General features: G+C 66.8%; 15 protein-coding genes and 1 pseudogene. 6 read left to right on the top strand and 10 right to left on the bottom strand.

Translation table 11 applies throughout. The features are described 5' to 3' along the window. Positions 1-48 precede the first annotated feature (48 nt). The 8 genes and pseudogenes from NV1_RS25115 to NV1_RS25150 all read right to left on the bottom strand — a co-directional run bounded on the left by NV1_RS25115 (position 49) and on the right by NV1_RS25150 (position 8,451). On the bottom strand, positions 49-1,221 hold the full coding sequence (locus NV1_RS25115) for an acyl-CoA dehydrogenase family protein (protein WP_067896146.1): 1,173 nt from the start codon (positions 1,219-1,221) through the stop codon (positions 49-51). 32 nt (positions 1,222-1,253) lie between these two features. Beyond that, a pseudogene (locus NV1_RS25120) lies at positions 1,254-2,404 on the bottom strand (acyl-CoA dehydrogenase family protein). Between the two features lie 2 nt (positions 2,405-2,406). Then, positions 2,407-3,300 carry a 3-hydroxyacyl-CoA dehydrogenase family protein gene (locus NV1_RS25125; protein ID WP_245713905.1) on the bottom strand — a complete coding sequence of 298 codons (894 nt, stop codon included), beginning with the start codon at positions 3,298-3,300 and terminating at the stop codon, positions 2,407-2,409. 2 nt (positions 3,301-3,302) lie between these two features. Then, on the bottom strand, positions 3,303-4,073 hold the full coding sequence (locus tag NV1_RS25130; RefSeq protein ID WP_067896149.1) for an enoyl-CoA hydratase/isomerase family protein: 771 nt from the start codon (positions 4,071-4,073) through the stop codon (positions 3,303-3,305). Between the two features lie 32 nt (positions 4,074-4,105). Next, positions 4,106-5,719 (bottom strand): AMP-binding protein, encoded by a 1,614-nt coding sequence (locus NV1_RS25135; RefSeq protein ID WP_067896152.1) that lies wholly within the window; start codon positions 5,717-5,719, stop codon positions 4,106-4,108. Between the two features lie 13 nt (positions 5,720-5,732). After that, positions 5,733-6,479, bottom strand: coding sequence for an SDR family NAD(P)-dependent oxidoreductase (locus tag NV1_RS25140; protein WP_067896155.1), 747 nt, complete (start codon positions 6,477-6,479; stop codon positions 5,733-5,735). Between the two features lie 23 nt (positions 6,480-6,502). Beyond that, positions 6,503-7,648 (bottom strand): acyl-CoA dehydrogenase family protein, encoded by a 1,146-nt coding sequence (locus NV1_RS25145; RefSeq protein ID WP_067896157.1) that lies wholly within the window; start codon positions 7,646-7,648, stop codon positions 6,503-6,505. A 2-nt stretch (positions 7,649-7,650) separates the two neighbouring features. Beyond that, positions 7,651-8,451: an enoyl-CoA hydratase-related protein gene (locus tag NV1_RS25150; RefSeq protein WP_067896185.1), complete on the bottom strand. Its 801-nt coding sequence runs from the start codon at positions 8,449-8,451 to the stop codon at positions 7,651-7,653. Between the two features lie 126 nt (positions 8,452-8,577). Here NV1_RS25150 and NV1_RS25155 point away from each other — a divergent pair, with 126 nt between their 5' ends. Both NV1_RS25155 and NV1_RS25160 read left to right on the top strand, forming a co-directional pair. Continuing rightward, complete coding sequence (locus NV1_RS25155) at positions 8,578-9,261, top strand: TetR/AcrR family transcriptional regulator (RefSeq protein WP_067896160.1); 684 nt, start codon at positions 8,578-8,580, stop codon at positions 9,259-9,261. 4 nt (positions 9,262-9,265) lie between these two features. Next, positions 9,266-10,126: a WS/DGAT domain-containing protein gene (locus tag NV1_RS25160; RefSeq protein WP_157117354.1), complete on the top strand. Its 861-nt coding sequence runs from the start codon at positions 9,266-9,268 to the stop codon at positions 10,124-10,126. Between the two features lie 177 nt (positions 10,127-10,303). Here NV1_RS25160 and chsH3 read toward each other — a convergent pair whose 3' ends face one another. Beyond that, positions 10,304-11,167, bottom strand: a complete 864-nt coding sequence (chsH3, locus tag NV1_RS25165; RefSeq protein ID WP_067896166.1) for an enoyl-CoA hydratase ChsH3 — start codon at positions 11,165-11,167, stop codon at positions 10,304-10,306. 40 nt (positions 11,168-11,207) lie between these two features. Continuing rightward, entirely contained in the window at positions 11,208-12,932 is a 1,725-nt protein-coding gene (gene kstD / locus NV1_RS25170; RefSeq protein WP_067896188.1) for a 3-oxosteroid 1-dehydrogenase, read from the bottom strand. 130 nt (positions 12,933-13,062) lie between these two features. Here kstD and NV1_RS25175 point away from each other — a divergent pair, with 130 nt between their 5' ends. From NV1_RS25175 to NV1_RS25190, 4 genes are all read left to right on the top strand, one after another. Continuing rightward, a complete protein-coding gene (locus NV1_RS25175) occupies positions 13,063-13,848 on the top strand; it encodes a 2-keto-4-pentenoate hydratase (protein WP_067896169.1) in 786 nt (261 codons plus the stop codon). A gap of 10 nt (positions 13,849-13,858) precedes the next feature. Beyond that, positions 13,859-14,782, top strand: coding sequence for an acetaldehyde dehydrogenase (acetylating) (locus NV1_RS25180; RefSeq protein ID WP_067896171.1), 924 nt, complete (start codon positions 13,859-13,861; stop codon positions 14,780-14,782). Positions 14,783-14,796: 14 nt separating this feature from the next. Then, positions 14,797-15,849, top strand: a complete 1,053-nt coding sequence (gene dmpG, locus NV1_RS25185) for a 4-hydroxy-2-oxovalerate aldolase (RefSeq protein ID WP_067896174.1) — start codon at positions 14,797-14,799, stop codon at positions 15,847-15,849. Positions 15,850-16,245: 396 nt separating this feature from the next. Continuing rightward, positions 16,246-16,878 (top strand): TetR/AcrR family transcriptional regulator, encoded by a 633-nt coding sequence (locus NV1_RS25190; RefSeq protein WP_245713907.1) that lies wholly within the window; start codon positions 16,246-16,248, stop codon positions 16,876-16,878. Positions 16,879-16,901 lie beyond the last annotated feature (23 nt).

Below are 16,901 nucleotides of genomic sequence, written 5' to 3' on the forward strand. Positions count from 1 at the left end.
CGATCGGCGGCCTGTTCGCGACCGGCTTCCCGAAGGACTGATTCGCGCTCAGCGGAAGGCCGGATGGCCCGTCACCGCCTGGCCGATCACCAGCTGGTGTATCTCGGAGGTGCCCTCGTAGGTCAGCACCGACTCCAGGTTGGACGCGTGTCGCAGGATCGGGTATTCGAGGCTGATTCCGTTGGCTCCCAGCAGGGTTCGGCATTCGCGAGCGATCGCCAGGGCCTCACGCACGTTGTTCAGTTTGCCGAGGCTGACCTGTTCGGCGCGTAGCGTGCCCGCGTCCTTCCGATTGCCCAGATGCAGGGCCAGTAGCATGCCCTTGCCCAGTTCGACGGTCATATCGGCCAGTTTCAGCTGGGTGGCCTGGTAGGCGGCGAGCGGTTTGCCGAAGATATCGCGGTCGCGGGTGTAGGCGATGGCCGTCTCCAGGCAGTCTCGGGCCGCGCCGAGCGCGCCGAAGACGATGCCGAAGCGCGCCTCGTTCAGGCACGACAGCGGCCCCGACAGCCCGCGCGCCTCGGGCAGCATCGCCGACGCGGGTAGCCGGACTCCGTCGAGGATCAGCTCACTGGTCACCGAAGCTCGCAGCGACAGTTTGTTCTTGATCTCCGGAGCGGTGAAACCCGGTGTGTCCGTGGGAACTACGAATCCGCGGATCTTGTCCTCGGTCTGCGCCCACACCACCGCGACATCGGCGACCGAGCCGTTGGTGATCCACATCTTGGACCCGTTGAGCACCCAGTCGTCGCCGTCGCGCCGGGCGCTGGTGCGCATATCGGCCGGGTTGGAGCCGAAATCGGGTTCGGTCAGCCCGAAACAGCCGATCGCCTCCCCGGCGGCCATCCGCGGCAGCCATTCGTCCTTCTGCTCGGGTGAACCCCACCGGTGGATCGCGAACATCGCCAGCGATCCCTGCACGGAGACCAGGCTGCGCAACCCGGAATCGGCGGCCTCGAGTTCCAGGCAGGCCAGCCCATAGGCCACCGCGCTGGTCCCGGCGCAGCCGTAACCGTCCAGATGCATCCCGAGTACGCCGAGTTTGCCCAATTCCCGGGCCAATTCGCGGGCCGGGATGGTCGCCGATTCGTACCATCGCGCCAACTGCGGGCGCAGCCGATCGGCGGTGAACGCGCGCACGGTGTCACGGATCGCCCGATCCTCCTCGCCGATCAGTTCTTCGACGCCGAACAGGCCGAGCGGGGTCTGCGGGGTGGGCATGGGGAGTCCTTTCACACGAATGGTCTTGTCGCTCAGAGGAATGCGCTGATGCCGGTCTCGGCGCGTCCGATGAGAAGCTTCTGGATCTGGCTGGTGCCCTCGTAGAGGGTCATCACCCGGGCATCGCGCAGATACTTCTGCACCGGATATTCATCGATGTAGCCGTAGCCGCCGAAGATCTGGATCGCACTGTTCGCCGCGCGCACCGCGGCCTCGCTGGCGAAGTACTTCGCCTTGGACGCGGCCGTGCCGAACGGCGCACCGCGTTCGATGAGATCCGCTGCGCGCCACACCAACAGCCGGGCTGCGTCCAATTCCACCGAGATGTCGGCGATCATGTCCTGGATCAGCTGGAACGAGGCGAGCGGGCGGCCGAACTGCTGCCGTTGCGTGGCGTAGTCGACCACCGCGTCCAGGCATCCGGAGATGATTCCGACGCAGCCGGCGCCGACCGAGACCCGGCCCTTGTCCAGTGAATGCATGGCGATGGTGAAGCCCTCGCCCTCTTCGCCGAGCCGGGACGACGCCGGGACGCGCACATCGGTCAGATAGACCTCGCCGGTCGCCTGGCCGCGCAGTCCCAATTTGCCCTTGATCTCCCGGGTTTCGAATCCGGGCGTGCCGGTGGGCACCAGGAACGCCGAGACGCCCTTCGGTCCGGGAGCGCCCGTCCTGGCGAAGACGAGGCAGACATCGGCCCAGGTCGCGTTGGTGATGAACATCTTCTGGCCGTTGAGCACGTAGTCGTCGCCGACGCGTTCGGCGCGGGTCTTCAGATTGCCCGCGTCCGAACCGGTGTCGGGTTCGGTGAGCCCGAAGCAGGCCAGCGCGGACCCGTCGGCGATCGGTGGCAGCCAGCGCTTCTTCTGTTCCTCGGTGCCGTGCGACAGAATCACCTTGCCCACCAGTCCCATCGACACCGAGACGATGCCGCGCACGGCCGAGTCCGCGCGACCGAGTTCCTCCATCCCGATGCAGTAGGTGACGTAATCGCCGCCGAGACCGCCGTATTCCTCGGGGATAGTCAGGCCGAAGAAGCCCCCGCGCCCAGTTTCGGCACGATCGAGGTGTCCACGCTCTCGGCGCGATCCCATTCGGCGCGATGTGCGACGACCTCGCTGTCCAGGAATTGCCTTGCATAACCGCGGAATTCGGTCTGCGCTTCGGTGAGGGTCAGGTCCATGATCACTCCTGGGGGCGGGGCCGGGCGGATGCGGTGCCGTCGGGGGCGTGGTCGTACCAGCCGCGGCCGGTCTTGCGTCCGAGCTCGCCGCGTTCGACGAGCAGTGCGACGCTGCGGCTGGGGGCGTCGCGCGGATCGCCCGACTCTTCGAAACGCGCTGTCTTGGTGAGGTATCCGATATCGATGCCGGTCAGATCCATCAGTTCGAACGGGCCCATCGGATAGCCCAGCGCCGTGCGGCACACCGTGTCGATGGCCTCGACGGTGGCGATATCGCCTTCGAGCAGGGCGATGGCTTCGTCGCGCACGGCATTGAGAATCCGGTTGGCGATGAAGCCCGGAATCTCGCGGTCCAGCACCACCGGGGTTTTGCCGAGCCGTTCGGCCAGTTCCACCGACGTCCGCACGGTCGCGTCGGAAGTCTGTGGCCCGCAGACGATTTCGACGCAGCGCATGACCAGAGCCGGATTGAAGAAGTGCAGGTTGCAGACGCGGTCCGGCCGGTCGGTGGCGTCCGCGAGCCGGGAGGGCACGAAGCCCGAGGAGTTGCTGGCGAGGATGGCGTGTCGGGGGAGCAGTGCGTCCAAATGCGCGAACAGCTCCCGTTTGACGTCGAGCTTCTCCACCGCGGCCTCGATGACGTAATCCGCGCTCGGCGCCCACGCGTCGGCGTCGGCGGTGCAGGTGAGCCGCTCCAGCGCGGCCTGTGCGTCCGCCTCGGTGATGCGCCCCTTGCCGACGCGTGCGGCCAGCAGATCGGCCAGGTCGGAACGGGCCTTGGTGACGCGATCGTCGTCGATGTCCGAGAGCACCGCCTGGTATCCGGCCAGTGCCGCGGTCAGGGCGATCTGCGAGCCCATCGCGCCCGCGCCCACGACGAGAATGCGAGAGATCACGGTCAGCTCCCGGTGAACGCGGCGGGCCGCTTGGCCAGAAAGGCCCGAGCGCCTTCGCGTTTGTCGTCACTGGTGTAGAGCAGGGCTTGTGCCAGCCGCTCGACGACCAGTCCGGTGCGCTGGTCGGCGTCCATACCGGTCCGAATGACCAGCTTGGCCAGCCGCACGGCCAGCGGGCCGCGCCGCAGAATGCCCTGCGCGGTCTCGCGCGCCGCCGCGACCGGGTCGTCGGTGACCGCGGTGACCAGACCGATCGCATGCGCCTCGGCGGCGTCGACCATGCGGCCGGTCAGGATCAGCTCGATGGCACGGCCCATCCCGACCAGCCGGCCCATCCGCTGGGTGCCGCCCGCGCCCGGCAGCACCGACAAACTCGTCTCGGGCAAACCGAATTTCGCTGTGGGCGAGGCGATCCGGATATCGCACGCGATGGCCAGCTCGCAGCCGCCGCCGAGGGCGTAGCCGTTGACCGCGGCGATGGTCGGCTTCTCGAACGCCTCGATCTCGTCATAGAGCCGCTGCATCTCCGCGGCCAGCCCGGTGTGCAGGGTGTAGTCGCGCAACTGGCCGATATCGGCCCCGGCGGCGAACGCGCGGTCGCCCGCGCCGGTGAACACCACCGCGCCGACCTCGGGGTCGTCTCGGAACCGCGCGAGCGCGGTCCGGATATCGGCCTGTACCCGCTGATCGATCGCGTTGCGGACGTCGGGGCGGTGCAGGGTCAGCACCGCGACGCCGTCGGCGATATCGGTGCGAACGGTGTCGTAGGTCATCGAGAATCCTTGTCGATGAGAATGATTCGAATTCACGCGGGGTCGCCGATGCGGTCGCGCAGCTGGAATTTCTGGATCTTGCCGCTGGCGGTGCGAGGGAGGTCCGGCAGGATTTCGAGCCGTTCGGGCCAGTACTGTTTGGCCACGCCCTTGCCGGCCAGGAAGATTCGCATCGCCTCGAGATCCAGGTCGGCCGCGCCCGGTTTGAGCACCAGGCAGGCGCAGGCGCGCTCCTGGAGCCGGGGATCCGGCACGCCGACGACGGCGACGGCCTCGACGTCGGGATGTTCGTACAGCACGTTCTCCACGTAGGCGACCGGGATGTTCTCCCCGCCTCGGATGATCACGTCCTTGGTGCGGCCCGCGATGCGCAGATAGCCCTCGGAATCGATACTGCCCAGGTCGCCGGTGTCGAACCAGTCCCCGTCGAAACACTCCCAGGTCAACTGCTCGCGATCGGCGTAGCCGACGAACAGGAACGGCCCGGCCACCTGCAAACGGCCCTCGGCCCCCGGCGGCAGCTCCGATCCGTCCACACCGAGAATCCGGATTCGCATACCCGGCCACGGATAGCCGTCGGTATCGATGATCTTCTCGTCCGGATCACCGGGAACGCCGAGCGTGACCAGCGCATTCTCGGTCTGCCCCCAGCCGCCGAGCACGACCGTGCCCGGCAGGGTGCGCCGCGCCTCGCGCACGATCGCCCGGGGAATGGGCGCACCCATACAGCAGAACAGGCGCAGTGAGGACATGTCGTGAGTCGCCAGGTGCGGTGCGGCCAGCAGGTCGTGCAGGAATGGCGTCGCACCCGAGGTGTAGGTGATGCGATGCTCGGCGACGAGTTCGGTGAAACGTTCGGCGTCCCAGATGTCCTGTAGCACACAGGTTGCCGCATTCTGCACGGGAAGTCGTGCGCCGTAGAGAAATCCGGTGAGATGCGCCAGCGTCGAGGCCATGTGGAATACCGTGTCGGCGGTGATGCCCAGTCGTGCGGGCAGCGGATCGTTCGCCGCGATGGCCGTATTGTGGGTGTGCATAACCCCTTTGGGCTCGCCGGTGGTGCCGGAGGTGAAGATCAGCAGCGTCACCTCGTTCGGATCCGGCCGCAGCGTCGCGAGTTCGGCCGGATCGCGGCGTCGCTCCCATGGCGTGCTCATGAATTCGTCCCACGAAGAGCCGACGGCCAGAACATGTTTCAGATCAGGCAGCTCCGGCCGGAGGCGATCCGCCATGGCCGGATAGTCGAATCCGCGGAATTCCGTGGGAATGACCAGGACTTTCGATTTCGCCATTCCCACCATGAATCCGACCTCGCGCTCGCGATAGATCGGGATCAGCGGATTACTGATCGCCCCGATGCGGGTCGCGGCGAAATGCACCACCACCCATTCGATCCGGTTCGGCAGTTGGAAGGACACCACCTCGCCGGGGCGCACACCCAGCTCCAGCAGCCCGAGTGCGCAGCGGTCGACCTCGGATTTCAACTCCGCGTAGGTGATTCGGCGCTGGGAGTCGATGAACGCGGTCTTGTCCGGTGTCCGCGAGGCGGCCTCGTCGAGGTGGTCGGTGATGAGGCGATCGGTCCAGTAGCCCTCGCGGGTGTGGCGGGCGATCTGCTCGGCGGTGAGGATCGTCGCGAATGACATGGCGAACTCCGGTTCAGCTCATGGTGAGGCCGCCGCTGACGCTGACGGTCTGGCCGGTGACATAGGCCGCCTCGTCGGAGGCGAAGAAGGCGACCACATTCGCGAGGTCGCTGGGCTGGGCGAGGCGACGGAACGGGATCGCCTTGGTGAGCGCCTCGCGCAGGCGCGGATCGTCGCCGCCGATGGAGGCGAACAGGGCGGTGTCGGTCGGGCCGGGGCAGACCGCGTTGGCGTTGATCTTGTACCGGGCCATCTCGCGCGCAACGGATTTGGTGAACGAGATGACCCCGCCCTTGGCCGCGGAGTACACCGCCTCACCCGAGGAGCCGACGCGTCCGGCATCCGAGGCGATGTTGACCACCGAACCGGATTTCTGCTCGACCATGACCGGGAGCACGGCCTTGCAGGTGTTCAGCACCCCGTACAGATTTATCCGGATCACCCGATCCCAGTCCGCGCGTTCGGATTCCACGAACGGGGCGGCCTTGTCCCAGCCCGCGTTGTTGACCAGGACGTCGATCCTGCCGAATGCCTGGCGGACCTGGGCGACCATCGCCTCGACGGATTCGGGCGAGGTCACGTCCGTGTGCAGTCCGATCGCGCGGGCGCCCAGGGCCGAGGCGGTTTCCTTCGCCGTGGCCTCGTTGAGGTCGGCGATGACCACCGTCGCGCCCTCGGCGTACAGCTTCTCGGCGATGCCGCGGCCGATGCCCTGCCCGGCGCCGGTCACGATGGCTATCTTGTGCTCGAGTGTGCCCATGGCGGAATTCCTTTCGTGGTGGTTCAGGGGGCGAAGCCGCGGCCCAGCAGATTTCGGGCGATGACGAGTTTGGAGACCTGCGCGGTGCCGTCGCCGATCTCCAGTCCGATCACGTCGCGCATGCGCTGCCCGATCGGGCTCTCGCTGGAGTAGGCCAGATGTCCGAAGGTCAGCAGGCACTGGTGGATGACTTCGGCGGACAGTTTGGGCGCCCAGAACTTGGCCATGGCGGCCTCGGTGCTGTGCTCGATCCCGTTGTCCTTGCGCCACAACGCCTCGTAGCAGACGTGCCGCGCGCCGCGCAGGTAGGTGGCGTACTCCGCGAGCGGAAACGACACGCCCTGGAACGCGCCGATCGGACTGCCGAAGGTCTTGCGGTCGCGCGCCCACTGCAACGCTTCGTCGAGCGAAACCTGTGCCGCGCCCAGGCAGGCCAGGCCGATGACCGCCCGTGAGTAGTCGAATCCCTGCATGACCGAGATGAATCCCTGTCCCGGCTCACCGACCAGCTGGTCGCGGGTAACGGGCAGACCGTCGAAATACAGTGCGGCACGGCCGATTGCGCGACTGCCCAGATCGTCGAACGCGGTCCGCGAGACGTACCGTTCGTCGAGATCCACCCAGAACGCGCTGACCCCGCGCGCCCCCGGGCCACCGGTGCGGGCCAGCACCAGCGCCTTGTGCGCGAACATCCCGAGCGTGATCGATGTCTTCTCGCCGGTGATCCGCCACCCGTCACCGTCGGGCTCGGCCCTGGTCTCGAGTGCGGCGGCGTCGGTGCCGTGCTCCGGTTCGGTGATGCAGAAAGCCGGGACGACAGCGCCGGAGGCGATGCCCGGCAGCCAGGCGGCCTGCTGTTCCTCGGTCGCGTTGCGGGTGAGGATGTCACTGACCAGAGCGTTGACGATGATCAGATAGGTGGCGTTGAAATCGCCGCGAGCCACCTCCTCGGCGGCCATACCGGCGATTACCGCGCTGGCGTCCTGGCCGCCGTGCCGCTCGGGAATGCGCAGTCCGGTCAGGCCCATGCGGGCCATATCGGCGACCAGTTCCGGACGCAGCTTCGCCGTTTTGTCGTCGGCCTGATAATGCGGGGCCAGGACCTTGACCGCGAAGCGCCGCAGCTCCTGCCGATACGTCTCGACCTCGTCGTCGAAGGTGAAGTCCATGATCAGTAGTGCCAGTCGACGTGTGCGTTGAAGTCGGGCTTGCGTTTCTCGGCGAATGCCTGCGCACCCTCGAGCCCTTCGGGGGAGGCGGTGAACAGATCCAGCGCCGACATGGCCAGATTGGACAGTCCCGCCTGGTGGTCGGTATCGGCATTGAAGGACTGCTTGAGGAAGCGAATCGCGGTCGGACTCTTCTCGGCGACCTCGTTTGCCCAGGCCAGCGCGGTGTCCCGCAGCTGATCGGCGGGCACGACCGCATTGACCAGGCCCATTCGCTCGGCCTCGACGGCGCTGTACTGGCGGCACCAGAACCAGATTTCGCGAGCGCGCTTCTCGCCGACGACGCGGGCGAGGTAGGCCGAGCCGAATCCGGCGTCGAAGGAGCCCACCTTGGGGCCGGCCTGGCCGAAGCGGGCGTTCTCGCTGGCGATCGTGACGTCACACAGCACCTGCAGCACATGCCCGCCGCCGACGGCGATGCCGTTCACCGCCGCGATCACCGGTTTGGGGATATCGCGAATGAGCTTGTGCAGATTGCCGATCTCGAACATGCCGCTCTCGGTCGGGCCGTAATCGCCGGTCTCCGCGCGCTGTTTGACATCGCCGCCGGTGCAGAACGCCTTCTCGCCCGTGCCGGTGAGGATGACCGCCTGCACCTGCCGGTCCGCCCAAGCGGTGCGAAAGGCCTTGATCAGCTCCTCCACTGTTCGGCCCCGGAACGCGTTGTATCGCTCGGGCCGGTTGATCGTGATGATCGCCGCCGGTCCCTCGGTCTCGTAGCGGATGTCCTCGTGGGTGCCCATCTCCCGCTCCTCTCGTTGTTTGACCATCGTGACAAACTTTGACTTTGGAGTCAATAATTGAATTAAGAGTCAAACCGGTACTCTCGGGTCGAGTCCGCCGGAGAGCCAGAGGAAGGGGAGAGCCTGATGACGTCTTCACCGATCGCGCAGGCGAGTCCGGCGTCCGGCCGGGTGCAGCGCAAACGCGGCCGCCGGATCCAGGAGATCCTCGCCGCGGCGGCGGAGCTGTTCGGCGAACGCGGATACGACGCGGTGAGCCTCGAGGACGTCGCCGAACGTCTCGATGTCACCAAAGGTTCGCTGTACTACTACTTTTCGAGTAAGGACGAGCTCGGCACCGCCGCGATCGAGACGCTCGGCAACGAGTGGACCGCACGGCTCGAGGAACATCTGGTCGCCACCGAGGGCAGCCCCACGACGCAATTGCGCGCGCTGATCCACGAGCACGTCACCATCGCCGTCCGCGATTATCCGGCCGCCCTGCGACTGTTCCTGATGCCCCGCGAATGGCCCGACGCCCAGCGCGAACGCATCAAGGACCTGCGGCAACGGCACGATCGGTTGTTCCGCCGGCTGGTCGAGGCCGGGGTCGCCTCTGGCGAATTCACCGTCATCGGCGTCGACACCGTCCTGCAGTGCATGCACGCGGCCATGAGCCAGGCGCCGCTGTGGTGCGCCGATTTGTCCGGCACGGCCCAGCAGCGCGCGGTGACCGAACTGGCCGACACCCTGATGATGCTGGTCGGGATCAACCCCGGTCGGGTGCGCAGCGGTTCCCCGCCGGGAGACGGAAACCCCTCTCTCCGTTGACGGTTTGTTGAATCGAGGTGGCGCCGACGGGACGGCGGTGATGCGGGCGCTCGAGGTGTTGTTCGCGGGCCGTGCGGCCTCGACGACGGCGGAGTCGGCGGGCAGTGCGCTGTCGGCGGTACGTGCGGTGCCGAATCTGTTGCGCACCTTGCGTTCCGCGCCGGAGTTGACGGTGTTCGGCGAGCTCACCGGACAGCGCCGAACCGATACGGTCACGGTGCCGGTGGCCGAGTTTCGGGCGATCGCGGATGCCGCGGGCGTCAGCGTCGGGCAGGTGCATCTGGCGGCCCTGGCGGGTGCGGTGCGGCGGTGGACGTCGGTCGACGCGGATGTGCCGGTGTGCGTTCCGGTCGACGCCCGGCGTCCGGACGAGCACGATCGCAGCGGCGTTCATCTCGGGCTGGTCCGCATCGCACTGCCCGCCGCCGTGGCGGACCCGGGTCGGCGACTCGGCCTTGCGGCGCAACGGATGTCGCAGCGCAGGATGGCCTCGGCGCGTAAGGGCGCGCGGGCTCTGGTCGACCATGTGCCGATGCGGTGGAGTGGCCCCGCCCTGCGACGGCTCGGCGATCGGCGCACCGTGGCGCTCACCGCGTCGGTATTCCGGTCCACCCCGGCGTTGTCCGTCCTGGGCCGGCCCGTCGAGGATCTGGTCGCGCTGCCGTGGCTGCCGCCGGGACACGGATGTTTCACCATCCTCGCCCGCTACGGTTCCGCGGCGACATTGTCCGTACTGACCGACACCGGCGTGGCCGGCGCCGCCCAGCTGGCCCGGAACTGGGCCGATGAGGTCGCCGTACTCGCCGCCGCGGTCGGTGTGGCGACTCGGCGCGAAGACCCTGCGGCACCGATGACGTCGCCGTAGATCGCTGTGAGCCGGGGGTGTGGTCGGCCTCTCCGGCCGGCACACGATGAGCGGTCACTCGCGCGGCACGCGGTCCGGGGAATTGGAGTCCGCCGCCCCGGCGGGATGGAGTTCGCAGCGGGATGAGGGAACCGCTGCGTGCCTCCTCCGGCGCCGGGGCGGCGGGGTCGGGTGATTCTAGGACGTGAAGGTCAGTCGGACGTCGCTGAGAACCGGAGCCTCGTCACGTTCCACCACCGTGGCCGCGATGACGAGCTCGTTGGTTTCCAACCACATTCGGGACCGGATTGTTTCCCCGGGGTAGAGCACGCCGGCGAAACGCGCGCGGAATCCGGTGATTCGGCTCGTGTCGGAATCCAGGACGGCGTCCGCGGCGGTCTTGCAGACCAGGCCGTAGCTGCACAGTCCGTGCAGGATCGGATTGGGAAAGCCTGCGGCGCGGGCGAATTCGGGATCAGAATGCAGCGGGTTGCGGTCGCCGCACATCCGGTAGAGCAGGGCCTGCTGCGGCAGTGTGGGTGTGGTCACATTGAAATCCGGTGCCCGGTCCGGCAATTCGATCTTGCTGCTCGGTCCGCGTTCGCCGCCGAAACCGCCCTCGCCCTTGGCGAAGATGGACGACTTGGCCGTCCACAGCAATTCGCCGTCCGAACCGGTGACGACGGTTTCGTGCGCGACCACCGCCGCCGAACCCTTGTCCCACACCTCGGTGATGTGCCCGGTGCTGGATGCCTTGCCCTCGGCCGGAATCGGCCGGTGCACCACCACCTCCTGGCTGGCGTGCACCACCTTGGCCAGGTCGATCTCCACGCCCGGGAAACTCACCCGCGGCGGCTCGGTGACCCGCATGGTCGGCGCGACCGTCGCGAACGTCGGCAGTACCTGCGGGGCCCGGTCGTCCAGATAACGCAGCTCGCCCGGATCGGTCCAGCGACCGCCCGCGCCCAGACCGAGGTGGTAGAGCTGCACATCCGAGGGCGTCCAGGCGAACTCCTGCGGCGTGAGTGCCGCTCCCAGTGCAACTTTCGGATCAATCGGCATGTAGTTCTCCTAGCTGATCGTGGCCGCGTTGTCGATGGCGCTACTTGCTCACCGCGTCCGCGGCGGGCTTCACCCGCTCGGTGATGTCCTTGATCGCGAGGTAACCGAACGTGATCGCGGGTCCGATGGTCGCGCCCGGACCGGCGTAGGTGTGGCCCATCACCGGGGCTGAGCAGTTGCCCGAGGCGTACAGGCCGTCGATGACGCTCTGGTCCTCGCGCAGCACCCGTCCGGAGGTATCGGTGACCAGCCCGCCCTTGGTGCCCAGATCGCCGGGCACCATCTTGGCCGCGTAGAACGGGCCCTGCACCAGTGCGGCCAGGCTCGGGTTCGGCTTGACTGTCGGGTCCCCGTAGTAGCGGTCGTACGCGCTGTCGCCACGGCCGAAATCCTCGTCCTTCCCCTTCTCGGCGAAGGAGTTGAACCGCGCGACGGTCTCGGCGAGCGCCTGTTCGGGGACGTCGATCCTGGCGGCCAGTTCCGCGAGCGTGTCGGCCTTGACGATCAGATCGTTTTCCATCCAGCGGGACGGAATCCGCTGGCCCGGCTGCAAACCGGCGAAAATGTAGCGATTCCGGTACCGCTGATCGAACACCAGCCAGGCGGGCACGTGCTCGCCCGGACCCTCGCCCTGCCCGTATTTACCGCCGTACATGGTGTGCACGGCCTCGACGTAAGGAGCGGACTCGTTTCCGAATCGCTTACCGGCCGCGTCGACCATGATGCTGCCCGGCAGATTCCGCTCCGCCAGCGCGAACCACGGTTTACCGCCCTTGAAAAGGGTCGGCCCCCACCACGAATCCTCCATGACGTCGATATCCGCGCCCGCGGCCATACCCGCGACGATCCCGTCACCGGTATTTCCGGCCGCACCGGTTGTCCATTCGGTGCCGATGGGCTCACGCTGGTACTTGTGTCGCATTTGCTCGTTGTGCTCGAAGCCGCCGGAGCCGAGTACGACGCCGTATTTCGCGCGGAAGGTGACGGGCTCGCCGGCTGTGCCGTCGGCCCCGCCCCCCTCCCTGGCCTCGACGCCGACCACGCGCCCGTCCTCGACGACCAGTCCGGTCATCGGGGTGTTCAGCAGCAGCGGCACATTCGCGTCCATCAGGCCCTTGCGCATAGCGGCGATCAGCGCCTGGCCCATACCGAGCAGATGTTTACCGGTCCACTTGGCCAGGTAGGTGCGCGCGCCGACCCGCATGGCGGTCAGGATGCCGCGCGGATGACGCCTGATCAGGTTCAGCTTGACGAAGTCGGCCTGGGTGACGACGACGTTCAGCGGGGCCTTCGCATACGGCGGCTCCAGCTTGAACCGCTCCTCGCCGAGAATCTTGGCGTTGAAGGGCCTGGGTTCACAGGAACGTCCCGAGGAGCGGCCGCCGGGAGCCTCCGGGTAGTAATCGGAGTAGTTCGGCACCCACCGCATCTTCAGCGGCGTGTGGTCCAGCACGAAGTCGAACGCCTCCGCGCCGCGGTCGATGTAGGTGTCGATCCGTTCCGCGGGGGCGCCGTCGCCGATGATCGCGTGCAGATAGGTGCGCGCGTCCTCGCGGTCATCGGGGCGGCCCGAGGCGCGCAATGCCTTGTTGCCCGGGACCCACACACCGCCTCCGCTGCGCGCGGTGTTCCCGCCGTAGTGCGCGGCCTTCTCGATGAGCACCACGCCCAGGCCGTGGTGCGCCGCGGCGAGAGCGGCCGTCATACCGGCGGCGCCGCTGCCGACCACCACCACGTCGTATTCCCGATCAGTCATGTAGAACACGTTATAGAATCGGCCCACGTTTGGTCTATATTGGTCTGGCAGAAGGTACTGCTGGGCCAAGTTTCCGCAGGAAAACTCGTTTCAGTTTCTGTCTCGGCCACCCGACCGGGCCCCAGTGGAAGGAAGTAGCGTGCTGTCCGACGCGGTACGGAGGGAACTGGCTGCCGAGCTTGCGGCCGCCGAGCGGGATCGGGTGCCGATCGACCCGCTGGTCGCCCGGTATCCCGAGATCGATGTGGTCGATTCCTACGAGATCCAGTTGCTCAACATCCGCGCTCGCCTGGATGCCGGTGCGAAGGTCGTCGGCCACAAGGTCGGCCTGTCGTCCGAGGCGATGCAGAAGATGATGGGCGTGGACGAGCCGGACTATGGCCACCTGCTCGGCGAGATGGAAGTGTTCGAGAACACACCGGTGGATACCTCGAAGTATCTCTTTCCGCGGGTGGAGGTCGAGGTCGGATTCGTACTGGGCGCGGACCTGCCGGGCGAGGAGTGCACCGAGGCCGACGTGCTGGCCGCGACCGTGGCCTACGCGCCCTCGATCGAGCTGATCGATACCCGGATCAAGGACTGGAAGATCGCCCTGTGCGACACCATCGCCGACAACGCATCCTCGGCGGGCTGGGTGCTCGGGCCCGAGCGGGTCGCACCGGATGCGTTGGATATCAAGAAGATCGACGCGCGCCTGACCCGCAACGGTGAGTCGATCGCCGAGGGACGAAGCGATGCGGTACTGGGTGATCCGACGATCGCGGTGGCATGGCTGGCGCGCAAGGTCGCCTCGTTCGGCGTGCGGTTGAAGGCCGGTGACATCGTGCTGCCCGGCTCGTGCACGCGCGCGATCGATGCCCGTCCGGGGGATGACTTCCATGCCGAGTTCGACGGACTCGGTTCTGTACGTTTGCGTTTCAGCTGAGGAGAGTCGAGTGAGCGAGAACGGGAATGCCGGGAAGAAGGTTTCGGCCGCGATCGTCGGATCCGGCAACATCAGCACCGATCTGCTGTACAAGCTGCTGCGTTCGGACCGGATCGAACCGCGCTGGATGATCGGAATCGACCCGGACAGTGAGGGTTTGAAGCGCGCCGCCGGGCTGGGGCTGGAAACCTCGCACGAGGGCGCGGACTGGCTGCTGGGTCTGCCGGAGAAGCCGGACATGCTGTTCGAGGCGACTTCGGCCTATGTGCATCGCGAGTACGCGCCGAAGTACGCCGAGGCGGGCATCCGCGCGATCGATCTGACTCCGGCCGCGGTGGGCCCGGCGGTGGTGCCGCCGGTGAACCTGGACGCGAATCTGGATACCCCGAACGTGAACATGATCACCTGCGGTGGGCAGGCGACGATTCCGATCGTCGCGGCCGTCTCGCGGGTGGTCGAGGTGCCCTATGCGGAGATCGTCGCATCGGTGTCCTCGGTGTCGGCCGGGCCCGGAACTCGCGCGAACATCGACGAGTTCACCAAGACCACCTCCAAGGGCGTGGAGACCATCGGCGGGGCGAAGCGGGGTAAGGCGATCATCATCCTGAACCCGGCCGAGCCGCCGATGATCATGCGCGACACCATCTTCGCCGCGATTCCCGAGGATGCCGACACCGCCGCGATCGCCGAATCGATCCACCGGATGGTCGCGGACATTCAGCAGTACGTCCCGGGATACCGGTTGCTCAACGAGCCGCAGTTCGACGAGCCGAGCGTGGTTTCCGGTGGGATGGCCAAGGTTTCGGTGTTCGTGGAGGTCGAGGGCGCGGGTGATTTCCTGCCGCCGTATGCGGGCAACCTGGACATCATGACCGCCGCCGCGACGCGTGTCGGCGAGGTCGTCGCCGATCAGATCCTCTCGGCCCGGGTGTAGAAGGGAGCACCACCATGAATTACGTGAAGCAGCCCTATTCGCAGGAGCTCGACGTTCGCGTCACCGATACCTCGCTGCGGGACGGATCGCACCACAAGCGGCATCAGTTCACCGCGACCGAGGTGCGCGATATCGTTGCGGCCCTGGACAACTCGGGTATCCCGGTGATCGAGGTGACGCACGGCGACGGCCTCGGCGGATCCTCGTTCAACTACGGATTCTCCAAGACCCCCGAGCAGGAACTGGTCACGATCGCGGCGCAGACCGCGAAGCAGGCCAAGATCGCGGTCCTCATGCTGCCCGGCGTGGGCGTCAAGGAGGACATCAAGATCTCGCAGGACAACGGCGCTTCGATCGTGCGCATCGCGACGCACTGCACCGAGGCGGACGTATCGATCCAGCACTTCGGCTACGCGCGGGATCTGGGCCTGGAAACCGTCGGCTTCCTGATGATGTCGCATTCGCAGCCGCCGGAGGTGCTGGCCAAGCAGGCGCGGATCATGGCCGATGCCGGATGCCAGTGCGTGTACGTCGTCGACTCTGCGGGTGCGCTGGTGCTGGATCAGGTGTCCGACCGCATCTCCGCGTTGGTCACCGAGCTGGGTGACGATGCGCAGGTCGGGTTCCACGGGCACGAGAATCTCGATCTGGCCGTGGCGAACTCGATCTACGCGGTGCGCGCGGGCGCGAAGCAGATCGACGGGAGCGCACGGCGGTTCGGAGCCGGTGCGGGAAACACTCCGGTGGAGGCGTTCATCGGGGTGGCCGACAAGATCGGCATCAAGACCGGGATCGACTTCTTCGCGATCGCCGACGCGGCCGAGGATGTGGTGCGTCCGGCCATGCCGCAGGAGTGCCTGCTCGATCGCCAGGCCCTGATGATGGGCTACGCGGGCGTGTACTCGAGCTTCCTCAAGCACGCCGAGCGCCAAGCCGAGCGGTACGGGGTCTCCGCGGCGGAGATGCTGGTGCGCGCGGGTAAGCGCAAGCTCGTCGGCGGGCAGGAGGACCAGCTGATCGATATCGCGCTGGAATTGCAGCGCGAGCAGCAGGCCGTCACCGCCTGACCGCAGGCTTTCGAAGGGCCGTGGACGGATCACCGTCCGCGGCCCTTCGTCGTTCTTGTAACAAGTGTCAGTTTCTTGTCTTGTAACGAGTTGCAGCCCGCGGGCGATGTGGAGATAGGCCGTACCGGACGTTCCGGGAAATGGCAGGCGGTTCGGCGTGCGCTCAGTGAGATGGTTTGAATTAACTCTAGAAAAATCCGATAAAATGGTTATGATTGCCAAGGCGGCTCGGAATGCTCCGAGTTGGCTAACGGCTGGACACCGGCCCGATGCGGTAGGTCATCGGTATTGTCGGTAATGCAGCCAACTTTCGGCTAATGCTCGGTTGGTCGAAGGTGAAAACGAAGGGCCCGATCCATGACGAGGGGATCGGGCCCTTCTGTATTGTCTGGCGCAATGTCACAGGAGACTAATGCGGGCAGAATGTACGCCGGGCAGCCCGTAGAAGACCGGCAGCGACAACGACGTGCGCGTTTTCTGGAGTCCGGATTGACGGTGTTCGCCAGAGACGGGTACGGAAATAGCTCGGTCGGCGCGATCTGCAAAGATGCCGGCCTCTCCTCGCGACAGTTCTACGAGGAGTTCACCGGCCGCGAATCGCTGCTACTGGAGCTCTACGAACAGATCGATCGGCAATCTCGGGACGCGGTCGCCGCCGCATTGGCCGCACATGGCGAACGGCCCGCGGTCGAGGTCATCGACGCCTGCGTGCGCGCCTATATCGAGGCCGTCGGCCGCGATCCGCGTAAGGCCCGTGTGGCATTGGTCGAAGTGGTCGGCGCGGGACCGAAGGTGGAGAAGTTCCGCCTCGAATTGCGCCGCGCCTGGGGCTCCCTCCTGGCCGGCGCCGCGGAAGACGCCGCGCTGCACGGAGAAATCCCGACCGGCGACTACGAGATGCGGGTGCTGGCGATCATCGGCGCGGTCAACTACGTCGTCGACGCCTGGAGCGGCACCGAACCCCGCCCCAGCCTGGACGACATCATCCGCGTGCTACGCCGGATCATCATCGGCGCGGTAGGCGCTTGAGCTGTGTCTATGGCCTCCGCTTC

This window comes from Nocardia vaccinii NBRC 15922, assembly GCF_001613305.1.
Classification (GTDB): Bacteria; Actinomycetota; Actinomycetes; order Mycobacteriales; family Mycobacteriaceae; genus Nocardia; species Nocardia vaccinii.

What these genes read in the sequence shown, in the direction of transcription:
- NV1_RS25115 (WP_067896146.1), bottom strand. Translation starts at nt 1,221, where the DNA reads ATGCCCACCCCGCAGACCCCGCTCGGCCTGTTCGGCGTCGAAGAACTG.
- NV1_RS25130 (WP_067896149.1), bottom strand. Translation starts at nt 4,073, where the DNA reads ATGACCTACGACACCGTTCGCACCGATATCGCCGACGGCGTCGCGGTG.
- NV1_RS25135 (WP_067896152.1), bottom strand. Translation starts at nt 5,719, where the DNA reads ATGTCATTCGCGACGATCCTCACCGCCGAGCAGATCGCCCGCCACACC.
- NV1_RS25140 (WP_067896155.1), bottom strand. Translation starts at nt 6,479, where the DNA reads ATGGGCACACTCGAGCACAAGATAGCCATCGTGACCGGCGCCGGGCAG.
- NV1_RS25145 (WP_067896157.1), bottom strand. Translation starts at nt 7,648, where the DNA reads ATGGACTTCACCTTCGACGACGAGGTCGAGACGTATCGGCAGGAGCTG.
- NV1_RS25150 (WP_067896185.1), bottom strand. Translation starts at nt 8,451, where the DNA reads ATGGGCACCCACGAGGACATCCGCTACGAGACCGAGGGACCGGCGGCG.
- NV1_RS25155 (WP_067896160.1), top strand. Translation starts at nt 8,578, where the DNA reads ATGACGTCTTCACCGATCGCGCAGGCGAGTCCGGCGTCCGGCCGGGTG.
- chsH3 (WP_067896166.1), bottom strand. Translation starts at nt 11,167, where the DNA reads ATGCCGATTGATCCGAAAGTTGCACTGGGAGCGGCACTCACGCCGCAG.
- dmpG (WP_067896174.1), top strand. Translation starts at nt 14,797, where the DNA reads ATGAATTACGTGAAGCAGCCCTATTCGCAGGAGCTCGACGTTCGCGTC.
- NV1_RS25190 (WP_245713907.1), top strand. Translation starts at nt 16,246, where the DNA reads ATGTCACAGGAGACTAATGCGGGCAGAATGTACGCCGGGCAGCCCGTA.